At 71.0% G+C, this 20,119-nt stretch carries 19 protein-coding genes; 12 read left to right on the top strand and 7 right to left on the bottom strand.

What is annotated here, in order from left to right:
• The first annotated feature begins 45 nt into the window (after positions 1 to 45).
• From AB0B68_RS05610 to AB0B68_RS05580, 7 genes are all read left to right on the top strand, one after another.
• Positions 46 to 417, top strand: coding sequence for a metalloregulator ArsR/SmtB family transcription factor (locus AB0B68_RS05610; protein ID WP_357202316.1), 372 nt, complete (start codon positions 46 to 48; stop codon positions 415 to 417).
• The gene (locus AB0B68_RS05605; RefSeq protein ID WP_357257991.1) at positions 414 to 1,148 is read left to right on the top strand and encodes an MIP/aquaporin family protein; all 735 of its coding nucleotides are present in this window, start codon (positions 414 to 416) and stop codon (positions 1,146 to 1,148) included. Before AB0B68_RS05610 ends, AB0B68_RS05605 begins: the two co-directional genes overlap by 4 nt.
• Positions 1,145 to 1,552: an arsenate reductase ArsC gene (locus AB0B68_RS05600; RefSeq protein ID WP_357202322.1), complete on the top strand. Its 408-nt coding sequence runs from the start codon at positions 1,145 to 1,147 to the stop codon at positions 1,550 to 1,552. The genes AB0B68_RS05605 and AB0B68_RS05600 overlap by 4 nt, the downstream gene beginning before the upstream one ends.
• Positions 1,553 to 1,596: 44 nt before the next feature.
• Entirely contained in the window at positions 1,597 to 2,370 is a 774-nt protein-coding gene (locus tag AB0B68_RS05595) for a hypothetical protein (RefSeq protein ID WP_357257989.1), read from the top strand.
• Positions 2,364 to 3,407 (top strand): mechanosensitive ion channel family protein, encoded by a 1,044-nt coding sequence (locus tag AB0B68_RS05590; protein ID WP_357202328.1) that lies wholly within the window; start codon positions 2,364 to 2,366, stop codon positions 3,405 to 3,407. Before AB0B68_RS05595 ends, AB0B68_RS05590 begins: the two co-directional genes overlap by 7 nt.
• Positions 3,408 to 3,640: 233 nt before the next feature.
• The gene (locus tag AB0B68_RS05585; protein WP_357202331.1) at positions 3,641 to 5,026 is read left to right on the top strand and encodes an MFS transporter; all 1,386 of its coding nucleotides are present in this window, start codon (positions 3,641 to 3,643) and stop codon (positions 5,024 to 5,026) included.
• Positions 5,027 to 5,149: 123 nt separating this feature from the next.
• Positions 5,150 to 5,578 (top strand): globin, encoded by a 429-nt coding sequence (locus tag AB0B68_RS05580; protein ID WP_357202334.1) that lies wholly within the window; start codon positions 5,150 to 5,152, stop codon positions 5,576 to 5,578.
• A gap of 21 nt (positions 5,579 to 5,599) precedes the next feature.
• Here the strand turns inward: AB0B68_RS05580 and AB0B68_RS05575 are convergent, their stop codons facing one another.
• The 4 genes from AB0B68_RS05575 to ettA all read right to left on the bottom strand — a co-directional run bounded on the left by AB0B68_RS05575 (position 5,600) and on the right by ettA (position 9,197).
• On the bottom strand, positions 5,600 to 6,184 hold the full coding sequence (locus tag AB0B68_RS05575) for a YbjN domain-containing protein (RefSeq protein ID WP_355008914.1): 585 nt from the start codon (positions 6,182 to 6,184) through the stop codon (positions 5,600 to 5,602).
• Positions 6,185 to 6,315: 131 nt separating this feature from the next.
• Positions 6,316 to 7,065: a hypothetical protein gene (locus AB0B68_RS05570; protein WP_357257987.1), complete on the bottom strand. Its 750-nt coding sequence runs from the start codon at positions 7,063 to 7,065 to the stop codon at positions 6,316 to 6,318.
• Positions 7,062 to 7,508, bottom strand: a complete 447-nt coding sequence (locus tag AB0B68_RS05565; protein ID WP_357202341.1) for a thioesterase family protein — start codon at positions 7,506 to 7,508, stop codon at positions 7,062 to 7,064. Before AB0B68_RS05565 ends, AB0B68_RS05570 begins: the two co-directional genes overlap by 4 nt.
• Positions 7,509 to 7,520: 12 nt before the next feature.
• Entirely contained in the window at positions 7,521 to 9,197 is a 1,677-nt protein-coding gene (ettA, locus tag AB0B68_RS05560; protein WP_357202344.1) for an energy-dependent translational throttle protein EttA, read from the bottom strand.
• A gap of 210 nt (positions 9,198 to 9,407) precedes the next feature.
• On the opposite strand from ettA, the gene AB0B68_RS05555 reads away from it, so the two are divergent.
• The 4 genes from AB0B68_RS05555 (at position 9,408) to otsB (ending at position 14,221) form a co-directional block, all read left to right on the top strand.
• Positions 9,408 to 9,692 carry a hypothetical protein gene (locus AB0B68_RS05555; protein ID WP_357223416.1) on the top strand — a complete coding sequence of 95 codons (285 nt, stop codon included), beginning with the start codon at positions 9,408 to 9,410 and terminating at the stop codon, positions 9,690 to 9,692.
• A complete protein-coding gene (locus AB0B68_RS05550; RefSeq protein ID WP_357202350.1) occupies positions 9,685 to 10,071 on the top strand; it encodes a hypothetical protein in 387 nt (128 codons plus the stop codon). The genes AB0B68_RS05555 and AB0B68_RS05550 overlap by 8 nt, the downstream gene beginning before the upstream one ends.
• Before the next feature lie 143 nt (positions 10,072 to 10,214).
• The gene (locus AB0B68_RS05545; RefSeq protein WP_030333449.1) at positions 10,215 to 11,615 is read left to right on the top strand and encodes a trehalose-6-phosphate synthase; all 1,401 of its coding nucleotides are present in this window, start codon (positions 10,215 to 10,217) and stop codon (positions 11,613 to 11,615) included.
• A 41-nt stretch (positions 11,616 to 11,656) separates the two neighbouring features.
• Positions 11,657 to 14,221 carry a trehalose-phosphatase gene (gene otsB, locus AB0B68_RS05540; protein WP_357202374.1) on the top strand — a complete coding sequence of 855 codons (2,565 nt, stop codon included), beginning with the start codon at positions 11,657 to 11,659 and terminating at the stop codon, positions 14,219 to 14,221.
• Positions 14,222 to 14,312: 91 nt separating this feature from the next.
• Here the strand turns inward: otsB and cobA are convergent, their stop codons facing one another.
• Genes cobA through cobC form a run of 3 tightly spaced genes read right to left on the bottom strand, consistent with a single transcriptional unit; the run spans position 14,313 to position 17,855 of the window.
• A complete protein-coding gene (gene cobA, locus AB0B68_RS05535; protein ID WP_357257985.1) occupies positions 14,313 to 15,629 on the bottom strand; it encodes a uroporphyrinogen-III C-methyltransferase in 1,317 nt (438 codons plus the stop codon).
• A 40-nt stretch (positions 15,630 to 15,669) separates the two neighbouring features.
• Entirely contained in the window at positions 15,670 to 16,770 is a 1,101-nt protein-coding gene (cobT, locus tag AB0B68_RS05530; RefSeq protein WP_357202356.1) for a nicotinate-nucleotide--dimethylbenzimidazole phosphoribosyltransferase, read from the bottom strand.
• Positions 16,770 to 17,855 carry an Rv2231c family pyridoxal phosphate-dependent protein CobC gene (gene cobC / locus AB0B68_RS05525; RefSeq protein ID WP_357257983.1) on the bottom strand — a complete coding sequence of 362 codons (1,086 nt, stop codon included), beginning with the start codon at positions 17,853 to 17,855 and terminating at the stop codon, positions 16,770 to 16,772. The genes cobT and cobC overlap by 1 nt, the downstream gene beginning before the upstream one ends.
• Positions 17,856 to 17,976: 121 nt before the next feature.
• On the opposite strand from cobC, the gene AB0B68_RS05520 reads away from it, so the two are divergent.
• Entirely contained in the window at positions 17,977 to 20,106 is a 2,130-nt protein-coding gene (locus AB0B68_RS05520; RefSeq protein ID WP_357202362.1) for a transglycosylase domain-containing protein, read from the top strand.
• Positions 20,107 to 20,119 lie beyond the last annotated feature (13 nt).

Genomic DNA, 20,119 nt, shown 5'->3' with positions numbered 1-20,119 from the left:
AGGACCCACGTTGCACCCTGTTTTGAAATCTGTCAACCTAGAGGCATGTCGAAACAAGCCCTGCCGGTGGTGAACCTGGACGCTGTTGCCTGTTGCGCGCCGATCGCGGTCCGCCCCATGGACAGCAACCAGGCAGCGGTGGTCGCACCGATGTTCAAGGCCCTTGGCGACCCGGTCCGGCTGCGGCTGATGTCGATGATCGCTTCGGTGCCGGAGATGTGCGTCTGCGATCTGACCCCCGCGTTCGAACTGTCCGGGCCGACCATCTCCCATCACCTGAAGGTCTTGCGGGAGGCGGGCCTGGTCGATTCCGAGCGGCGCGGCACCTGGGTCTGGTACCGGGTCCGACCGGATGCGTTCCGGCAGCTCCGCGCGCTTCTGGACCTCTCCGACACCGCCGCGGAGGCCACCGCGTGAGCCTGCTGGCCCGTCGCGCGTCGGCGGAGTTCGTCGGTACGGCTCTGCTCGTCGCCGCTGTCGTCGGTTCCGGGATCGCCGCCGCCCGGCTCTCGCCCACCGATGTCGGGCTCCAACTCCTGGAGAACGCGATCGCCACCGCCTTGGCGCTGGGCGCGTTGATCCTGACCTTCGGGCCGGTGTCGGGCGCGCACTTCAACCCGATCGTCTCCGTCGTCGACTGGTGGCTCGGCCGTCACGCCGGCACCGGCCTGACCGCCGGTGATCTCGCCGCCTACGTCGCCGCACAGGTCTGCGGCGCGATGACCGGGACCGTTCTGGCCAATCTGATGTTCGACCTACCGGCCGTCACGTGGTCAAGTACCGACCGCATCGGCGCGAACCTGTGGCTGGCCGAGATCATCGCCACCGCCGGCCTGATCGTCCTGGTCTTCGCCCTCGCCCGCAGCGGCCGCAGCACTGCCGCTCCGGCCGCCGTGGGTGCCTACATCGGTGCCGCCTACTGGTTCACCTCGTCCACCTCATTCGCCAACCCCGCCGTCACCATCGGCCGCGCCCTCACCGACACCTTCGCCGGAATCGCCCCCACGTCCCTGCCCGGCTTCGTCGGCGCTCAGCTCGTCGGCGGCCTGGTCGCCGTCGCCGCTATCGCCGCCTGGTACCCCGACGCCGAGAACCCCGCCGACGCCGTGGTCGTACCCCACCTCACTCAGGAGACAGAAGCCCGATGACCGACAGGCCCAGCGTCCTCTTCGTCTGCGTCCACAACGCCGGCCGCTCCCAGATGGCCGCCGGCTGGCTCCGACACCTCGCCGGCGATGCCATCGAGGTCCGCTCCGCTGGCAGCGAACCCGCCGACCAGATCAACCCCGTCGCCGTCGAAGCCATGCGCGAGGTCGGCATCGACATCACCGGACAGACCCCGGCCCGGCTCACCTGGGACGCCGCCCAGGCCAGCGACGTCATCATCACCATGGGCTGCGGCGACGCCTGCCCCGTCTTCCCCGGCAAACGCTACGAGGACTGGAAGCTCACCGACCCTGCCGGTCAACCCCTCGACGTCGTCCGCCAGGTGCGCGACGACATCAGGACGAGGATCACCGAACTGCTCGCCAGCATCCAACCGGACCGCTGAGCGCAACGCCCCCGCGCTGGCCCTCGGCTCCTATGGTCACGGGCATGCTTGACAAGCTGTCCGCTGCCACCGTGCGCCACCGGCGCGTTGTCCTGACCCTCGGGCTTCTCCTGGTCGTCATCAACGCCGTGATCCCGGGGTCCGCGTCCACCGTGGGGCAGCGCCTGTTGATCCTCATCTCCCTGGCAGGCCTGGTCCTGGCGGTCGTCGTCACCAGGGTCCGTCCGGCCTACCTCGTGGTGCAGCCGCAGGTTCCGGCCTTCGCCACACCCGGGCCCGCCTGCACGGTGTTCTTCGCAGTGGGCTACCTCGGGCCCGCGTCCATGCACATCGGCGCAATGGTGCGCGCGACCAGACAGGGCACCCTGTCGACGTTCGACGTGGTCATCGGTGTTCTCTGGGTGGTCCTGGCCGCGCTGGTGGTGACGTGGGCGTGGCGGGGTCACGGGGTGCGGCTGCATCCGTCCGGGGTACGGCAGACCTGGGCTCTGGGCACGCTCACCGTGCCGTGGGAGGCCCTCCTGGCCCCACAGATCCCCCCGGCTGCCGACCGCCGCCAGTGGCTCCCGATGAGGATCACGGAACCCCGACTGATCCGGCGGCGCGGCATTCCGCGAGGCCGGGCAGCGTTGCGGACCGACATCGTCGACGCGGGATTCCTCGCCGCGGTCATCGGGCACTACGTCGCTCACCCCGAACACCGGGCGGCGATCGGTGGTCAGGCCGAGTACGAACGACTCCGCGCCGCGCTGCCCGGTCACCCGGCCGGTGGGTCGGCGGCGGGCCCTCGGGCTCCTTACGGTACGAAGACATGGTGAGTGCCGCCAGCGTGACGCCCCTAGCCCTGTCCACCACCGAATCGGTGAGCTGCCAGGGCAGCACCTCCTGCGAGTGGATCTACGACATCACCAGGTCGGCCTGGTTCGCCGAGGGAAGTTACTGGATCCTGCTCAAACCGCTCCGCGTGCTGCTGATCGTGGCGCTGGCGATGGTGGCCCGCTGGGCGCTGCACCGGACGATCAACCGGCTGGTCCGGACGACCACCGACGGTGCGGTGCCGACGATGCTGCGGCCGCTGCGCGAGCGCGTACCCACCGCCGCGGTCGACCCGGCCGAGTTCGTACCCGAGCGGCGGCGGCAGCGGGCCGAGGCGATCGGGTCGGTGCTGCGCAGCCTGACCACCGCGTTCGTCTTCGGCATCGCGCTGCTGATGATCCTGCGGGAGTTCAGCTTCGACCTGGCCCCGCTGCTAGCCAGCGCGGGGATCGCCGGTGTGGCGCTGGGCTTCGGTGCGCAGAGCCTGGTGAAGGACCTGATCGCCGGCCTCTTCATGCTGATCGAGGACCAGTACGGCGTGGGTGACAACGTCGACCTGGGCGAGGCGATGGGCGTGGTCGAGTCGGTCGGCCTGCGGGTCACCACAGTGCGCGACGGCCGCGGCGTGCTCTGGTACATCCGCAACGGCGAGATCATCCGGGTGGGTAACAAGAGCCAGGGTTGGGCGCTCGTGGTGGTGGACCTGCCGATCGGTTTCAACAGCACCGAGGAAGCGACGGCGGTGCTACGGACCGCGGCCGCCTCGGTCGCCATGGACCCGGAGCTGTCGCCGGAGATCGTGGAGGCGCCCGAGGTGTTGGGTGTCGAGCAGGTGACTGTGGACGGCGCTGTCATCCGCACAGTGGTGAAGACGACCGCTGACGGGCAGTTCGCGGTGGGCCGGGAACTGCGTCGGCGTCTCGCCGAGGCGCTGGAGAATTCGGGTATCACCGCGCAGATCGCAGCGGCCCGCATCTATCCCGGTCTGTCGACCCGGCCGTTGTCCGAGGGCGAGACCGGTCAGGGCGGCGCCACCTGACACCGCCCACATTGTCCGGCAATTCAGGGGTCGCGAGCCGGCCGGCCCCTCGGGTATCGTCCGTTCGTTCAGTCGGGGAGGCGACGAACGACCCGTTCGACCTAGCTAGTTGTCAGACGATCGGGCAGAATCCGGAGCACGCGTTCCCACCGAAGCGTGATCACAACCTCGCTGATCCGTAGATCTGACGAGCGCTTCCGACCGGGCTGCCACGAGCGGCCGAGCCGGGGCCGATGGAGGCGACGGTGCCTGACGAGCGACCTTCCGCGGAAGGCCCCGCTACATTCCGCGACGTCTTCGGCCAGCACGAGTTCCGGGCCGTGTTCGTGGCTGGTGCTCTCTCCTGGGTCGGCGACTACGTCGCGAAGGCCGCCGTCACCCTGCTCGTCTATCAGCAGACCCGGTCCGTCGCGCTCTCCGCGGCTGCCTTCGCGGTCAGCTTCCTGCCCTGGCTGCTCGGCGGTCCCGTGCTCGCCGCACTCGCTGAGCGGTACCCGTTCCGACGGGTGATGGTGGCATGCGACCTCATCCGGATGGCGCTGATGCTGGTCATCGCCATTCCGAGCCTGCCGTACCAGGCGGTGCTGGTGCTCATCTTCGCCGCCACGCTGGCGAACCCGCCGAGCCAGGCGGCGAAGTCCGCGCTGATCCCACAGTTGCTCACCGGGGACCGGCTGGTGCTGGGGCTGTCGCTCAACGGCAGCGTCGGGCAGGCCGCCCAGGTCGTCGGGTACGTCTTCGGCGCCGCTGTCGCCGCTGTCGACCCGGAGGCGGCGCTGCTGTTCAACGCGGTCACGTTCGGTCTCTCGGCGCTGCTGGTTCGCCTCGGCGTACGCCACCATCCGGCGATGATGAACCCGGAGCACCGCAGCCACCTGCTGCGGGAGACTCGGCAGGGGTTCGGCATCGTGTTCCGCACACCGGTGCTGCGGGCCATCGCGGTGCTGGTGTTCAGCTCGATGCTCTTCTCGATCGTTCCCGAGGGTCTGGCCGCGGCCTGGGCCAACGAGGAGAGCCGCGGCGCGGTGAGCGCGGGCACCGCACAGGCGGCGATCATGGTGGCGAACCCGATCGGCTTCATCCTCGGTGGGTTGCTGGTGAGTCGCCTGTTCGGCCCGGCTCGCCGACTGAAGCTGATGCGGCCGCTCGCGGTGCTCGCCCCGTTGGTGCTCGTACCGGTGCTGCTCGACCCCCCGCCGCTGGTGGTGGCACTGCTCGCCGCGCTCTGCGGGTTCGCGGTCGCCGGCATGATGCCGATGGCCAACGGGTTGTTCGTCCAGGCGCTGCCCAACGGCTTCCGAGCCCGCGCCTTCGGGGTGATGGCCACCGGCATACAGGTCATCCAGGGCCTCGCGGTACTGGTCACCGGGATGCTCGCCGAACGGTTTCCCATTCCGATCGTGGTGGGGGTCTGGAGCGCAGCCGGGGTGGTGCTGATGACGGTGGCCACGCTGCGGTGGCCGGACCGGCAGACGGTGGACGACGCGATCACTGCCGCCTCGTTGGCCAACGCCGCTCCGCCATCCTCCGGCCTCGGCGACCCGGCCAGCGACCGCCCGGTGGAAGGCAGGCCCAACCCGCATACCGGTGACGGCCACCGCCGGCACGCTGTCACCTGACCCGTCGAACCGACCTTCGCCCGGGCAGGCCGGGTGGCGACATTCGGGCTTGTCGACCCGGCGTGATCCGACGCACGCTGTGCGGGTCGGGTCGGCACCGGACGCACCTGGCAGGATGGAACTGTGACTTCCGCAGGTGAATCCGACCGTCCCGGTGCGTCGATGACCCTCTTCGAAGCGGTCGGCGGCGAACCCACCTTCCGCAAGCTGGTCGACGAGTTCTACGCCGGGATCGCCACCGACCCCCTGCTGCGACCCATGTACCCGGAGGAGGACCTGGGCCCGGCCGCGGACCGGATGACCCTGTTCCTCATGCAGTACTGGGGCGGGCCCAACACGTACTCCGCTCAGCGGGGGCACCCTCGGCTGCGGATGCGCCACGCGCCGTTCCGGATCGGAGCGGCCGAACGGGACGCCTGGCTGCGCAACATGCGCCGGGCCGTGGACCGGCTCGACCTTGAGCCGGAGATCGCCGTCACCCTCTGGGACTACCTGGAGCGGGCCGCGTACTTCATGGTCAACGTCGAGGACGACCCGGCCAACGGCGGCTGACCCACAGCACCCGGAGCGGCGTCAGAGCAGCGCGCCCTCGTCGTGCAGCCAGTCCACGAAGCTGGTGGCGACCGCCGCGCCGCAGTCGAGCATCTCGACCAGGAGCGCGTCGTGGGTGCCGGCACCCAGGGGCACCTGAAGCTCGGCGTAGATCGGTAGCTGACCGCGCTCGGTCGGGTCACCGATGTACGCCTTGCAGAACCGGCGGGTGTGGTTCCACTCGTTGACCACCCGGTACGCCCGGTCGGCCCAGTCCGGCGGGACCGTGGCGTGCGGGCGTGCCCGCATGACCAGGATCTCGTCCTCCGGCCCTTCGAGGGTGACCAGCACCGCGTGCCGCTCCCACATCGCCAGCAGGTTGCCGTCGCCGTCGGCCAGGTAACGCACGTCGAGCAGATCGAGCGCGTCACAGACCCGGCGCAGACTCACCGGCTCGACGGTGGCGGGCGTATCGGTCAGCACGGGCCGCTCGTTGGACGGGCAGTCGTCCCCCGGCTGGCGAGGACTGGGCGGCCCGATCCGGACCGCGCTATCGACTGTGATCCCGCTTCGGGTTTCCGGTTCGCCGCCGTCGGCGGGACCGGGGCGCCATGACCACCACGGCATCGCTCGCGCACCTCACTCCCCAGCGGATCCAGTCGCCTACGGTGCGTTGGATCCGAGGATGGACGGTACCCGGACAGCCGGGTTGAAGCACCCCCCCAACGACCGCCCCTGACCAGAAGAATGATCCGGGATCACCCGTTCGGACGAGCGCTCAGGGGTGTCACGGCAAGATCCGTGGCCTTCTGCAACCACGCCGCTCCGTGTGGTCCCACCAGGCCCACCCAACGGCCGGCCACCCGCACCTGAACGGCGTCCCCGCCCTCGCCGGCCGCCGAGCCGTGGGCGGCACCGAGGAAGCCCATCCGGACCACCCCCTGCACCAGCCGCTGCGGCACCTCGACCGGCGCGGCAGGCGTCCCGTCGGGCGTCCCGTCCGGGGTGATCAACACCGCCACGTGGTCGAGCAACGCGTCACGCAAAGCCCGCTGGCCCACGGCACGGCCGGCCACACCCTGCTCGCTCGCCGTCCGCAGGGTGCCCGCCGCCGCGTCGGCGATCCGTCGCAACTCGGCAACGGGCAGCGCCTCCACCTGGCGGCTCCGCGTCGGCGGCAGCGGCCACCGCCACTGGGCGTCCCGGCGGGTCGGCAGGGTCGCGCCGCTCCGCTCCAGTTCGGCGAGCAGCTCCGCGGCTGCCACAGTGACGTCCTCCGCGACGCCGTCGGCCGGCCCACCGGCAACCGTGCGGACCACCAGGACCTGCCACGGCAGCCGGGCCCACAGGGCGATCCGGCCCGGTGCGCCGGCCGGCCGCAGCCGGACCGGTGCGACCGGATCCAACCGGACCAGCCGGGCCAGGAAGGCCCCCGCGTCCGCCACCCCTTCGACACCGTGGGTGGGCGCCGCCGTCCGGCCCGGCTCGGCGGTGCCGGGCCGGGTCACGCCACCCCGCCCTGCGGCGCGTACGTGAGCAGGAAGTCCCGCTCCTCGCTGGTGATCCGCCGGGGCACCTGGCGGGTCAGGTCGAACGGCACCAGCACCGAGCGGGCCCGGCTGGCCAGCACCTCACCGTCGTACAGCTCGTAGGCGACGGTGAACCGGGAGGCCCGGATCTCCTCCACCCACAGCTCGATCCGCACTGTGGGGGCCGCCTCCGCGGTGGCCCGGCCGAGCGCGTAGTCGACCGGGCGCAGGTAGTCGACCTCGTGCCGGCGGATCACCACCCCGTCGGCGAACGAGCCGACGCCCCAGGCCCGGCCGCCGGCGAACATCAACGCCACCCGCGCCTCCTCGTACAGGGTGAGGAAGCGCGAGTTGTTGACGTGGCCGTACGCGTCCAGGTCGGACCAGCGCAGGGTGCAGTGGTAGACGAAGCGGTCAGACACCTTCTCGGCCGGTCAGTCGCGGGTCAGCTTGCGGTAGGTCACCCGGTGCGGCCGGGCGGCCTCCGCGCCGAGGCGGTCGACCTTGTTCTTCTCGTACGCCTCGAAGTTGCCCTCGAACCAGAACCACTTGGACGGGTCCTGGTCGTCGCCCTCCCAGGCCAGGATGTGCGTGGCGACGCGGTCCAGGAACATCCGGTCGTGGGAGATGACCACGGCGCAGCCGGGGAACTCCAGCAGGGCGTTCTCCAGGCTGGACAGCGTCTCCACGTCCAGGTCGTTCGTCGGCTCGTCGAGCAGGATGACGTTGCCGCCGATCTTCAGGGTCAGCGCCAGGTTGAGCCGGTTGCGCTCGCCGCCGGAGAGCACCTTGGTCGGCTTCTGCTGGTCCGGGCCCTTGAAGCCGAACGCGGCGATGTACGCCCGCGACGGCATCTCGACCTTGCCCACCATCAGGTAGTCCAGCCCGTCGGAGACGACCTCCCAGACGGTCTTGTCGCCGTTGAGGCCCTCACGGTTCTGGTCGACGTACGACAGCGAGACGGTGGGGCCGACCCGGACCTCGCCGCTGGTCGGCTCCTCCAGCCCGACGATGGTCTTGAACAGCGTGGTCTTGCCGACGCCGTTGGGGCCGATGATGCCGACGATGCCGTTGCGCGGCAGCGAGAACGACAGGTTGTCGATCAGCAGCCGGTCGCCGAAGCCCTTGCTGAGGTTGTTCGCCTCGATCACCGTGCTGCCCAGGCGCGGGCCCGGCGGGATCTGGATCTCCTCGAAGTCCAACTTGCGGGTCTTCTCCGCCTCGGTGGCCATCTCGTCGTACCGGTCGAGGCGGGCCTTGGACTTGGTCTGGCGGGCCTTGGCGTTGGAGCGGACCCACTCCAGTTCCTCGGTGAGGCGCTTCTTCATCTTGGCGTCGCGGCGACCCTCGACGGCCAGCCGGGCGGCCTTCTTCTCCAGGTAGGTGGAGTAGTTGCCCTCGTACGGGTACGTCCGGCCACGGTCCAGCTCGAGGATCCAGTTGGCCACGTTGTCGAGGAAGTACCGGTCGTGGGTGATCGCCATGACGGTGCCGGCGTACTTCGCCAGGTGCTGCTCCAGCCAGGAGACGCTCTCCGCGTCCAGGTGGTTGGTGGGCTCGTCGAGCAGCAGCAGGTCGGGCGCCTCCAGCAGCAGCTTGCAGAGGGCCACCCGGCGACGCTCACCACCGGAGAGCTGGGTCACGTCGGCGTCCGGCGGCGGGCAGCGCAGCGCGTCCATCGCCAGTTCGAGCTTGGAGTCGACGTCCCAGGCGTCGAGGTGGTCAAGCTCCTCCTGGAGCTTGCCCATCTCCTCCATCAGCTCGTCGGAGTAGTCGGTGGCCATCTGCTCGGCGATCTTGTTGAACCGCTCCAGCTTGGCCTTGGTCTCGGCGACCGCCTCCTCGACGTTGCCGAGCACGGTCTTGGCCTCGTTGAGCGGGGGCTCCTGGGCGAGCATGCCGACGGTGTAGCCGGGCATGAGTCGGGCCTCGCCGTTGCTCGGCTTGTCCAGCCCTGCCATGATCTTGAGGAGGCTGGACTTACCGGCGCCGTTCGGACCGAGCACACCGATCTTGGCTCCCGGCAGGAAGCTCAACGTGACGTTGTCGAGCACGACCTTGTCGCCGTGCGCCTTGCGCGCCTTTTCCAGGACGTAGATGTACTGGGCCACGGTGCGGGCTACCTCCGTCGGTTGCTGTCGCTGATCGGCGGCGCGGCGCGGGCTGCGAGGACCGCCCGCCGCCGCCGGCCGGGAGCCGGCCGCGCGCACGCCATCGTCAATCCTGACAGGTACGGCGCGCTTCGCCCACATCACCCCGCCCCAGGAGTACGCGGGCGCGCCGCGTTGCCGACCGTGGTATCACCCGCTAGCGTCCCCGGTATGACCAAGAAGATCGCCATCAGCGTGCCGGATGACGTGGCGGAGCGGCTGGCCGAGGAATCCAATGTCTCCGCCTTCATCACCGAGTCCGTTCGTCAGCGGATGGCTGGCGAACGGACGCGGCGGGCGCTTCGACAGGTGGGCTTCCAACTCACCGACGAAGGCCTCGCCGAGGCGGGCCGGAAGCTTGACGAGGCTCACGCCAAGATCACCCCGGAACTGCGATCCAAGGCAGCTGCCCTGCTGGGCGAGGCTTCTCGCGGACGGATGACCATCCGTGACTGACGCCGGCCTCGTCCTCGACACGGGCTGCCTCCTCGCCTACTCGGAAGGCATGGAGGCTGTCGGGGAGCAGATCGCGAAAGTCGCGGACAAGGGGCAGGGCGTGATCGTCCCCGCACTCTGCCTCGCAGCCGCGTACCGCCAGGTGGCCAGTGACGGCTGGCCACTGCTCGACATCGTCGGCGACCTGGAGCACGTCATGGTCACGCCCGTCGAGCACGACATGTGCGCCATTCTCGGCGGCTGGTCACGAACCCTCGGCGGCATGGATCTGGCCCAGGTTGCGATGGAGGCCGCTCGGGCGATCACGCCGATCATGACGGATCGGCGGGAACTGCTGGATGAGGTGCTGCCCAAGGAATGGCCAATCATCGACCTCTGACCAGCGCGCTTGTCGACAAGATCACCTTTAGGATTCGGTCGTACCGGGGCGGGTAGGAGACTCCGGCACTAGGCACAAGACGCCGCAGCTACGCTCAGTACGCTCATCGCGGTGGACCCGTCAGTACCCGGAGGTGGCCGATCGTGACCGTCCGTAGCTCCTTTGTCGTAGTGGCGAACCGTCTGCCGGTCGACGAGGTGAGCACACCCGAGGGCCGGCAGTGGCGACGCAGCCCTGGCGGGCTGGTCACCGCGCTGCACCCCGTACTCGCCGAGCACAAGGGCACCTGGGTCGGCTGGGCCGGTGGCACCGGCGCGGCCCCCGAGCCGTTCGACCTGGAGGGGATCCGGCTGCACCCGGTCCCGCTCAGCGCCGAGGAGTTGGAGCGGTACTACGAGGGCCAGTCCAACGCGACGATCTGGCCGCTCTACCACGATGCCGTGGAGACACCGGCCTACAAGCGCCGGTGGCGGGAGGCGTACCGCCTGGTCAACGCCCGGTTCGCGGAGGCCGCGGCCGACGTCGCGGCCGAGGGCGCGACGGTCTGGGTGCAGGACTACCAGCTCCAGTTGGTGCCGGCGATGCTCCGTGAGCTCCGCCCGGACCTGCGGATCGGGTTCTTCCTGCACATCCCGTTCCCGCCGATCGAGCTGTTCATGCAGATGCCGTTCCGCACCGAGATCCTGCGCGGTCTGCTCGGCGCCGACCTTGTCGGTTTCCAGCAGCGGCTGGCCGCGCAGAACTTCGTCCGGCTGGCCCGGCACCTGCTCGGGCTGCGCTACGAGGGGCAGATGATCCAGGTCGACGGTCGGCAGGTGAAGGCCGGCGCCTTCCCCATCTCGATCGACACCCAGGAGATGGAGCGGATGGCCGCCGACCCGGCGATCCAGGCCCGGGCCAAGCAGATTCGCGCCGAACTGGGCGACCCGAAGACGATAATCCTGGGCGTGGACCGGCTGGACTACACCAAGGGCATCGAGTTGCGGCTCAAGGCCTTCCGGGAACTGCTGGCTGACGGAAAGTTGACAGTTCCCGACGCGGTCATGGTTCAGGTCGCCACACCCAGCCGCGAGCGCGTGGAGCACTACCAGGCACTACGGGTGAAGGTGGAGCGCGAGGTCGGCCGGATCAACGGCGAGTTCGGCAGGGTCGGCGTGCCGGCGGTCCATTACCTCCATCAGTCGTACAGTCGCAGTGAGCTGGCAGCGATGTACGTTGCTGCCGACGTGATGATGGTGACCCCGCTGCGAGACGGAATGAACCTCGTGGCAAAGGAATACGTAGCATCACGTGCCGACCAGGGTGGCGCGCTCGTACTCAGTGAGTTCGCCGGCGCCGCCACGGAGCTTCGCCAGGCATTTTTGTGTAACCCGCACGACCCGGACGCGGTCAAGGACGCCCTCCTCCGGGCAGTGCACGTGGAGAAAACCGAGGCGCGCCGCCGGATGCGGACAATGCAACGTCACCTGCGTACCCACGACGTGGGCCACTGGGCCAAGTCTTTCCTCTCGGAACTCGGAGTTCCCGAGGCGGAGGCCGAGTGAACACGTCCCTCAACGATGGGGCGGCAGTCGCCACCGGGGTCATGGACCCTGAGTTGCGCTCCGCCATCGGCCGGATAGCCCGGGTCCCCCAACTCCTTGTCGCCTGCGACTACGACGGCACACTGGCGCCGATCGTGGAGGACCCGAGCACGGCCGTTCCACTGCCCGAGTCAGTGGCCGCGGTCCGCGCGCTCGCCGCGCTGCCGCAGACCACAGTGGCGGTGGTCTCTGGCCGGGCGCTGCGCGACCTGGCCGCCCTCTCGCGGCTGCCCAGCGAGGTGCACCTCGTCGGCAGTCACGGCTCCGAATTCGACATCGGCTTCGTCGAGCGGCTCTCCCCCGAGCTGGTCGCCGTACGGACCCAGGTCCGCAACGCGCTGCGTGAGATCGCCGCCCAGCACCCGGGCATCCGGCTGGAACGCAAACCGGCGAGCGTCGCGATGCACACCCGTGGGGTCGACCCGCAGATCGCCGCCGCCGCCATCGAGGCGGTCCGCAACGGTCCGGCCACCTTCGACGGCGTCACGGTGACCCAGGGCAAGGAGGTCATCGAGCTCTCCGTGGTGGCCACCCACAAGGGCACCGCACTCGACCAGCTGCGGACCCAGCTCGCCTCCAGCGCGGTGCTGTTCATCGGCGACGACATCACCGACGAGAACGGGTTCGCCCACCTGCACGGTCCCGACCTCGGCATCAAGATCGGCCCCGGCGACACCGAGGCCAGCTACCGGGTGGCCGACCCGCTGGAGGCCGCCCGCGCGCTGGCCCTCCTGCTGGAGACCCGGCGGCACTGGCTGTTCGGTGAGCGGGCGGTGCCGATCGAACGGCACTCCATGCTGGCCAACGGTCGTACCGTCGCTCTGCTCACCCCCGAGGCCAAGGTGAGCTGGCTCTGTCACCCCAAGCCGGATTCGGCCGCGATCTTCGCCGACCTGGTGGGTGGCAGCCCGGCCGGTCACTTCAGCATCGCCCCGGAACGTGGGGGCATCCCGCTGGGCCAGCGCTACCGCTCCGGCACGATGACGGTGGAGACCCGGTGGTCCGGGCTCACCGTCACCGACTGGCTGGACAAGCCGGCCCGGGAGACCACCCCCGGCGACAGCCCGGCGGTCCTCACCGGCGACTCGACCCTGGTCCGGGTGCTGACCGGCAGTGGCAAGGCCACTGTCGAGTTCGCGCCGAGGCCGGAGTTCGGCCAGGTGGCCGTCCAGTTGCAGCCGCTCGGCGACGGCCTGCTGGTGCTCGGCTCGAACGAACCGGTCGCGCTCTACGCCCCCGGCGTGCAGTGGGAGGTCGGCAACGACGGAGGGTACGAGACCGCCAAGGCGACCGTCGACCTCTCCGCCGCCGGTGGACAGGTGGTGCTGGAGCTGCGCTTCGGCACGCACAGCCTGGAGCATCACCGGGTGCCGATCCACGAGCGGCAGGCCGCAGCCGAGCAGCCGTGGAAGGACTGGGTGGCCTCGCTGCGGTTGCCGTCCACCTCCCGCGAACTGGTCGCGCGCAGCGCCCTCACCCTGCGCGGGCTCTGCCACGAGGCCACCGGCTCGATCCTGGCCGCGGCGACCACCTCGCTCCCCGAGGAGCTGGGCGGCGTCCGCAACTGGGACTACCGCTACTGCTGGCTGCGCGACGCCGCGCTGACCGCCCGCTCGCTCGTCGACCTGGGCTCCATCGAGGAGGCCGAGGCGTTCCTGCGCTGGGTGGACGGCTGCATCGAGCGCACCGGTGGGCACCCGGAGCGGCTGCACCCGCTCTACACGATCGACGGCTACGAGCTGGGCGCCGAGGCGGTCATCGACACGCTGCCCGGGTACGCCGGCTCCCGGCCGGTCCGGGTCGGCAACCTCGCCAACCACCAGTTGCAGCTGGACGTCTTCGGCCCGATCGCCGACCTGATCGCGGCCGTCGCCGACGCTCGCGGTTCGGTCCGCGACGACGAGTGGCGGGTCCTGGAGAACATGGTCGAGGCGGTCCGCCGCCGCTGGCACGAGCCCGACCACGGCATCTGGGAGGCCCGGCTGCCACCCCGGCACCATGTCTTCTCCAAGGTCATGTGCTGGATGACAGTCGACCGCGCGCTGCATGTGATGCGCGAGCACGGCGGCGAGGACCGGCCCGAGTGGAAGGACCTGCGCGACCGGATCGGCGCGAACGTGCTGGAGCACGGTTGGCACTCCGACGTCGAGGCGTACAGCGTCGCGTACGGGGACGAGGACATGGACGCCTCGTCGCTCTGGATCGGCCTCTCCGGCCTGCTCCCGGGTGACGACCCGCGCTTCCTGTCCACCGTCCTACGGATCGAGGCGGATCTGCGCAGCGGCCCGGTCGTCTACCGTTACCACTGGGACGACGGCCTGCCCGGCCGTGAGGGCGGCTTCCACATCTGCACGGCGTGGCTGATCGAGGCGTACCTACGCACCGGCCGCCGCACCGACGCCGAGGAGCTGTTCGCACAGATGGTGCTGACCGCCGGCCCGACCGGGCTGCTCCCCGAGCAGTACGACCCGCTTGCCGAGCGCGGCCTGGGCAACCACCCGCAGGCGTACAGCCACCTCGGTCTGATCCGCTGCGCACTGCTGCTGGACAACATGCTCAAGCAGTAGTCGAAGGAGAGACCACGACGGGCCGGAGCAGCGCTGCTCCGGCCCGTCGTCTGTACCGGCTCCCGGCTCCCGGCGGGATGCAGCGGCTCCCTCAGCCGTCGAGGGTGTTGACCACGTCGCCCACCACGACGACGGCGGGTGGCCGTACCTCGGCCGTGAGCGCGTCGGCGGCCACCGCGTCGAGCGTCGACCGCAGCACCCGCTGGGTGCCCGTCGTGGCTTCCTGAACGACAGCGGCGGGGGTCTGCGGCGACCGACCGTGGGCGATCAGGGTGGCCGTGATGGCGGCGAGGTTCTTCAGCCCCATCAGGATCACCAGGGTGCCGTGCAGACCGGCGAGGGCGTCCCAGCGCACCAGCGAAGCCGGTGCGTCGGGTGCCAGGTGTCCGGAGACGACAGTGAACTCGTGCGCCACGCCCCGATGGGTGACCGGGATCCCAGCCGCGGCCGGGGCGGCGATCGAGCTGGTCACCCCGGGCACCACCGTCACCGGAACACCGGCGGCAGCGCAGGCCAACAACTCCTCGCCGCCGCGCCCGAAGACGTACGGGTCACCGCCCTTGAGCCGCACCACGAACGCGCCGGCCAGGGCCCGGTCGACCAGGATCTGGTTGATCTCCTCCTGGGCCCGGGACGGGCCGTAGGGGATCTTCGAGGCGTCCACCAGTTCGACGTCCGGGCGCAGCTCGTCCAGGAGCAGTCCGGGCACCAGCCGGTCGGCGACCACCACGTCGGCCTCGGTGAGCAGCCGCCAGCCCTTCACGGTGATCAGCTCCGGGTCCCCCGGCCCCGCCCCGACCAGCGCCACCCGCCCGACCTGCCGCCCGCCGCTCACACCGGCCTCGGTCACACCGGCGCCGAGCCCGCCAGGCGGCGCAGCAGCGGCACCGGCCTGGCCAGGCGGCGCAGCAGCGGCACCGAGCCCGCCGGACGGCGCAGCGGCGGCGGGCGCCAGGCGGACCGCCAGAAGGTCGCGGACGGCGTCGCGGACGGTCATCGCCCGGTGCGGGTCGCCGCCACCGAGCACCGCCACGGTGACCGGGCCGTGCCGGGTCACGGCCGGGGTCCAGGCGGTGGCGGCCGTCCGGTCGTCGGCCCGCACGCAGAAGATCCGCCGCTCGGCGGCGACGGCGCTCACCGAAGCCGCCGCCATCGGGTCGTCGACAGCGACCTGGACCAGCCAGGCACCGTCCAGGTCCTCGGGCACGAACCGGCGCGGCACCCAGTGCAGCCGACCCGCGTCGGCCCGGGCGCGCAGCGCCGGAGTCAGCTCCGGGGCCACCAGCAGGACGTCCGCGCCGGCGTCCAGCAGCGCGGGTACGCGCCGGGTGGCGACCGCGCCGCCACCCACCACGACCACGCGCCGCCCGTGCAGCCGCAAACCCAGGGGGTACGGATTGGAGGTCACGCCGCACCACCGAGGCGGACGGCTCGTTCGCGGCTCGTGCTCACTTCTCGGCCACCCCTGCGGAGTCGAAGGTGGCCACCTCGTGCAGCACCCGGACCGCGCCGGTGACCACGGGCAACGCCAGCAGCGCGCCGGTGCCCTCACCGAGGCGCAGCCCCAGGTCGATCAGCGGGTCGAGGCCGAGGTGGCGCAGCGCGACAGTGGCACCGGGCTCGGCCGAGCGGTGGCCGGCGACCATGGCGCAGACCGCGTCCGGGGCGAACGCGGCGGCGGCGAGCGCGGCCGAGACCGCGATCACACCGTCCAGCAGCACCGGTGTGCGGCGCGCTGCGGCCCCGAGGATCAGCCCGGCCAGGGCGGCGTGCTCCAGACCACCGACGGCGGCCAGCACCCCCAGCGGGTCGGCCGGGTCGGGGGTGTGCCGGGCCAGCGCGGCCCGCACCACAGCCACCTTGCGCGCGTACGTCGGGTCGTCGACCCCGGTGCCCCGACCGGTGGTGTCGAGTGGGTCGGCGCCGGTGAACGCGGCGATCAGCACGGCGGCCGGGGTCGTGTTGCCGATGCCCATGTCCCCGGTGAGCAGGATGCCGGCGCCGGCGTCGATCAGTTCGTCGGCGATCCGGATGCCGGTCCGCACCGCCGCCAGCGCCTCGTCCCGGGTCAGCGCGGCCGTCACTGTGAGGTCGCCGGTGCCCCGGCGGACGGACGAGACAACCAGCCGGGGCACGGCCGGATCGAGCACGACCGGGTCGGCGGCCGGATCGAGCACAGCCGGATCGGTGGGCAGCGGGGTGGCCACGCCGACGTCGACCACGGTGACCGAGGCGCCGGCCTGCCGGGCGAACGCGTTGACCACCGCTCCACCGGCCAGGAAGTTGCCGATCATCTGCGCGGTGACCTCCTGCGGCCAGGGGCTGACCCCCTGGGCGTGCACCCCGTGGTCGCCCGCGAAGATCGCCACTGCGGCCGGCTCGGGCAGCGGTGGCGGGCAGACTCCGGCCAGGCCGGCGAGGCGTACCGAAAGCTCCTCCAGCGCGCCCAGCGAGCCCGCCGGCTTGGTCAGCCGGCCGTGCAGCGCCCGGGCGGCGGCCATTGCCGCTTCGTCCGCCGGGCGGATCGCGGCGATAGTGGTCTCCAGCATCATGCCTCCATGGTCTCGCGCAGCACGTTGATGAACGCGTCGGTGGTGTTTCGGTCGCGTACGGCCACCCGCAGCCAGTCCGGGCCGAGGCCGGGGAACGTGTCGCCTCGGCGTACCGCCCAGCCGCGCTCGCGAAGGGCGGCTCGGATCGCTGTCGCGCCCGGCAGGTGCAGCAGGACGAACGCGCTGGCGGGACGGCCGACGACGCGTACACCGGGCAGTTCGGCGAGGCGCGCGACCAGGTGCTCGCGGTCGGCGGCGAGGTCGGCGGCGATCGCGCGTTCGGCCTGGACCGCGACGGCGCTGGCGCAGGCCGACGCGGCCGCCAGCGCGGGTGTGCTGACGGCCCAGAGCGGTTGGACGGCGGCCAGCCGGGACAGCAGCTCCGGCGCGCCGAGCAGGTAGCCGATCCGCAGCCCGGCCAGGCCCCACGTCTTGGTGAGGCTACGCACCACGAGCAGCCCGGGCAGGTCGCGGCGCTCGGCCAGCGACTCCGGTTCGCCGGGGTGCCCTGCGGCGATGGTGGTGTCCGCGAACGCCTCGTCGACCACCAGAACCCGGCCGGGGCGGGCCAGCGCGGCCACCGCCTGGGCGGGGTGCAGCACCGAGGTCGGGTTCGTCGGGTTGCCGATCATCACGAGGTCGGCGTCGGCGGGCACCCGGGACGGGTCGAGCCGGAAGCCGTCGGCCGCGTCGAGCAGCACCCGCTCGACCGGGTGTCCGGCGGCCCGCAGCGCCGCCTCCGGCTCGGTGAACTGAGGGTGCACCACCACGGGGCGGCGCACGCCGCGCAGCGCCTGAGCGATCAGCACGAACCCCTCTGCGGCGCCGGCGGTGAGCAGCACCTCGTTCGGGTGACGGCGGTGTCGGGCGGCGACCGCAGCCCGGGCCGGCGCCGGGTCCGGATAGCGGGCCAGGTCGGTCAGGGTCGCGGCGATCGGGTCGGCCAGCCAGGCGGGCGGCCGCGCCCGACGGACGTTGACGGCGAGGTCGATCAGGCCGGCGGTCGCCTCCGCGTCGCCGTGGTGGGCGAGGTCCGGCTCGACCCCGGCGGGTGGGGCGACAGCGCTCGGCTGATCAGACATGTCCGCGATCCTGCCGGGAAGGTGGCCGGTGGGACAGCCGATCTCGGCGTAAGCCACGTCACCACTCGCCGGTTTAAGAGTTCTTCTCATGTACGAATCGGAAATGTCATAACTTGACCAGGTGAGCAACCGACCCCTTGCTGCCGCTGGTCGTCTCGTCCCTCTCCTCCGCGCCGGACTGATCGCCGGAATCGTGATCGCCGCCGTCGCCTACCCGGTCGTCGCCCTCACCGGGCTCGGCGCGAAGGCCACCGCGCACGCCGTGGACCAGAAGACCCGGGTGCTGAAGACCGCCCTGCCCGCCGAGACCTCGTACGTCTACGGCCCGGACGGCAAGACCGTGCTGACGATGTTCTACGAGGAGTACCGGCAGTACACGAAGCTGTCGGACATGTCGCCGAACATCCAGCAGGCGATCATCGCCGCCGAGGACTCCCGCTTCTACCAGCACCACGGCGTCGACCCGAAGGGCGTGGCCCGGGCCTTCGTCTCCAACGCCCGCTCCGGCGGCTCCCAGGGCGCCTCGACGCTGACCATGCAGTACGTCCGGATGGCCCTACGGGACAGCGCGACCACGCCCAAGGAGGTCCAGGAAGCCACCCAGCAGACCAGCCTGCGCAAGGTCAAGGAGATGCGGATGGCGCTGGACCTGGAGAAGGAGATCAGCAAGGAAGAAATCATGGAGCGCTACCTGAACTCGGCGTACTTCGGGCACCGGGCGTACGGCATCTACGCCGCCAGCGAAATCTTCTTCTCCAAGACCCCGAAGGACCTCACCCCGGTCGAGGCCGCCACCCTCGCCGGACTGGTCAAGTCCCCCTCGGAGTACGACCCGGCCGACTCCGACCAGAAGGAGGCCACCGGGCGGCGCAACTACGTGCTGGACCGGATGAGCCAACTCGGCTACCTCTCCCCCGACTCGGCCACCGCCGCCAAGTCCGAACCGATCCGGCTCAAGCTGACCACCCCACCGCACGACTGCGCCGCGGTGGCGGAGAAGTACAACAGCTGGGGCTTCGCCTGCGACTACCTGAAGAACTGGTGGAGCGCCCAGCCCGCGTTCGGGGCGAACCGGCTGGAACGGATGGACAACCTGCGCCGGGGCGGCTACCGCATCGTGCTCAGCATCGACCCGAAGATCCAGGAGGCCGCGGAGAAGAACGTCGGCACCAAAGAGGCCACGGGCAGCCCGTTCGCCAACGGAATCGTGGTCTCCGAGCCGGGCACCGGGCGGGTGAAGGCCATGGCGGTGAACCGGACGTACTCGCTGGACCTGGCCGAGAACCCGCAAAGCTCCAACCCGGAGGCCGGGCCGAACGTGAAGGCCAACTACCCGAACACTGTGGCACCGCTGCTCGGCGGCGGTGACCTGGCCGGCTACCAGGCCGGATCGACGTTCAAGATGTTCCCGATGCTGGCCGCGCTCGACGCGGGCATGACCCTCTCCACCTCGTTCAACGCCCCGTACCGCTACCGCTCCGAGGTCTACGACGGCTGGGCGCCCTCCAACGCCAGCGGCGCCATGTCCGGTCAGCAGACCATGTGGTCCGGCTTCGGCAAGTCGGTGAACACGTACTTCGTCTGGCTGGAGGAGAAGGTCGGCGCGGACCGGGCGGTCCGGTTGGCCGAACAGCTCGGGCTGCGGTGGCGCACCGACGTCGACCGGGACCACGCGTCCCCGGACAAGGCGAAGAAGTGGGGTGCGTTCACCCTGGGCGTCTCCGACGCCACCCCGCTGGAGATGGCGAACGCGTACGCCGCCATCGCTGCCGACGGCCGCTACTGCGAGGCCATCCCCGTGCAAGCGATCATGAACCGGGACGGCACGCCCGCCACGTACGCCACAGCGGGCGGTCTGCACCGTGAGGTGGCCAAGCCGCGCTGCCGGCAGGTGGTCAGCGCGGACGCGGCACGGGCGGCCACCGACGCGGCCCGCTGCCCGACCGGCGACACCCCGGCGCGCGGCAGCTGCGGCGGCTGGTCCACCGCCGACAGCGTGCGGGGCACCGTCGGACGCCCGGTGGCCGGCAAGACCGGTACGACCGACAGCACCCGGTCGGCCTGGTTCGTGGGCTACACCCCGGAGTTGGCCGCGGCGAGCTTCATCTCCGACCCGGACAACCCGTTCAACGCGGTCGGTGACGGGCAGTCCCAGATCCCGATCAAGGCGGTTTCGGAGACCCTACGCGACGGTTTGAAGGGCACCCCGACCCGTCAGTTCACCCCACCCTCGGACGCCATCGTCGGCTGACCAGCGCGCGAGT

This window comes from Micromonospora sp. NPDC049049 (assembly GCF_040649115.1).
Classification (GTDB): domain Bacteria; phylum Actinomycetota; class Actinomycetes; order Mycobacteriales; family Micromonosporaceae; genus Micromonospora.
The sequence above is the reverse complement of the archived record's forward strand: the minus strand, read 5'-3'. Positions and strand labels throughout refer to the sequence as shown.

Coding starts and splice junctions, on each gene's coding strand:
- AB0B68_RS05555 (WP_357223416.1), top strand. CDS start 9,408: ATGACCAAGAAGATCGCCATCAGCGTGCCGGATGACGTGGCGGAGCGG.
- AB0B68_RS05575 (WP_355008914.1), bottom strand. CDS start 6,184: ATGCCGTGGTGGTCATGGCGCCCCGGTCCCGCCGACGGCGGCGAACCG.
- AB0B68_RS05595 (WP_357257989.1), top strand. CDS start 1,597: ATGCTTGACAAGCTGTCCGCTGCCACCGTGCGCCACCGGCGCGTTGTC.
- cobT (WP_357202356.1), bottom strand. CDS start 16,770: ATGCTGGAGACCACTATCGCCGCGATCCGCCCGGCGGACGAAGCGGCA.
- AB0B68_RS05585 (WP_357202331.1), top strand. CDS start 3,641: ATGGAGGCGACGGTGCCTGACGAGCGACCTTCCGCGGAAGGCCCCGCT.
- cobC (WP_357257983.1), bottom strand. CDS start 17,855: ATGTCTGATCAGCCGAGCGCTGTCGCCCCACCCGCCGGGGTCGAGCCG.
- AB0B68_RS05610 (WP_357202316.1), top strand. CDS start 46: ATGTCGAAACAAGCCCTGCCGGTGGTGAACCTGGACGCTGTTGCCTGT.
- AB0B68_RS05600 (WP_357202322.1), top strand. CDS start 1,145: ATGACCGACAGGCCCAGCGTCCTCTTCGTCTGCGTCCACAACGCCGGC.
- AB0B68_RS05590 (WP_357202328.1), top strand. CDS start 2,364: ATGGTGAGTGCCGCCAGCGTGACGCCCCTAGCCCTGTCCACCACCGAA.
- otsB (WP_357202374.1), top strand. CDS start 11,657: ATGGACCCTGAGTTGCGCTCCGCCATCGGCCGGATAGCCCGGGTCCCC.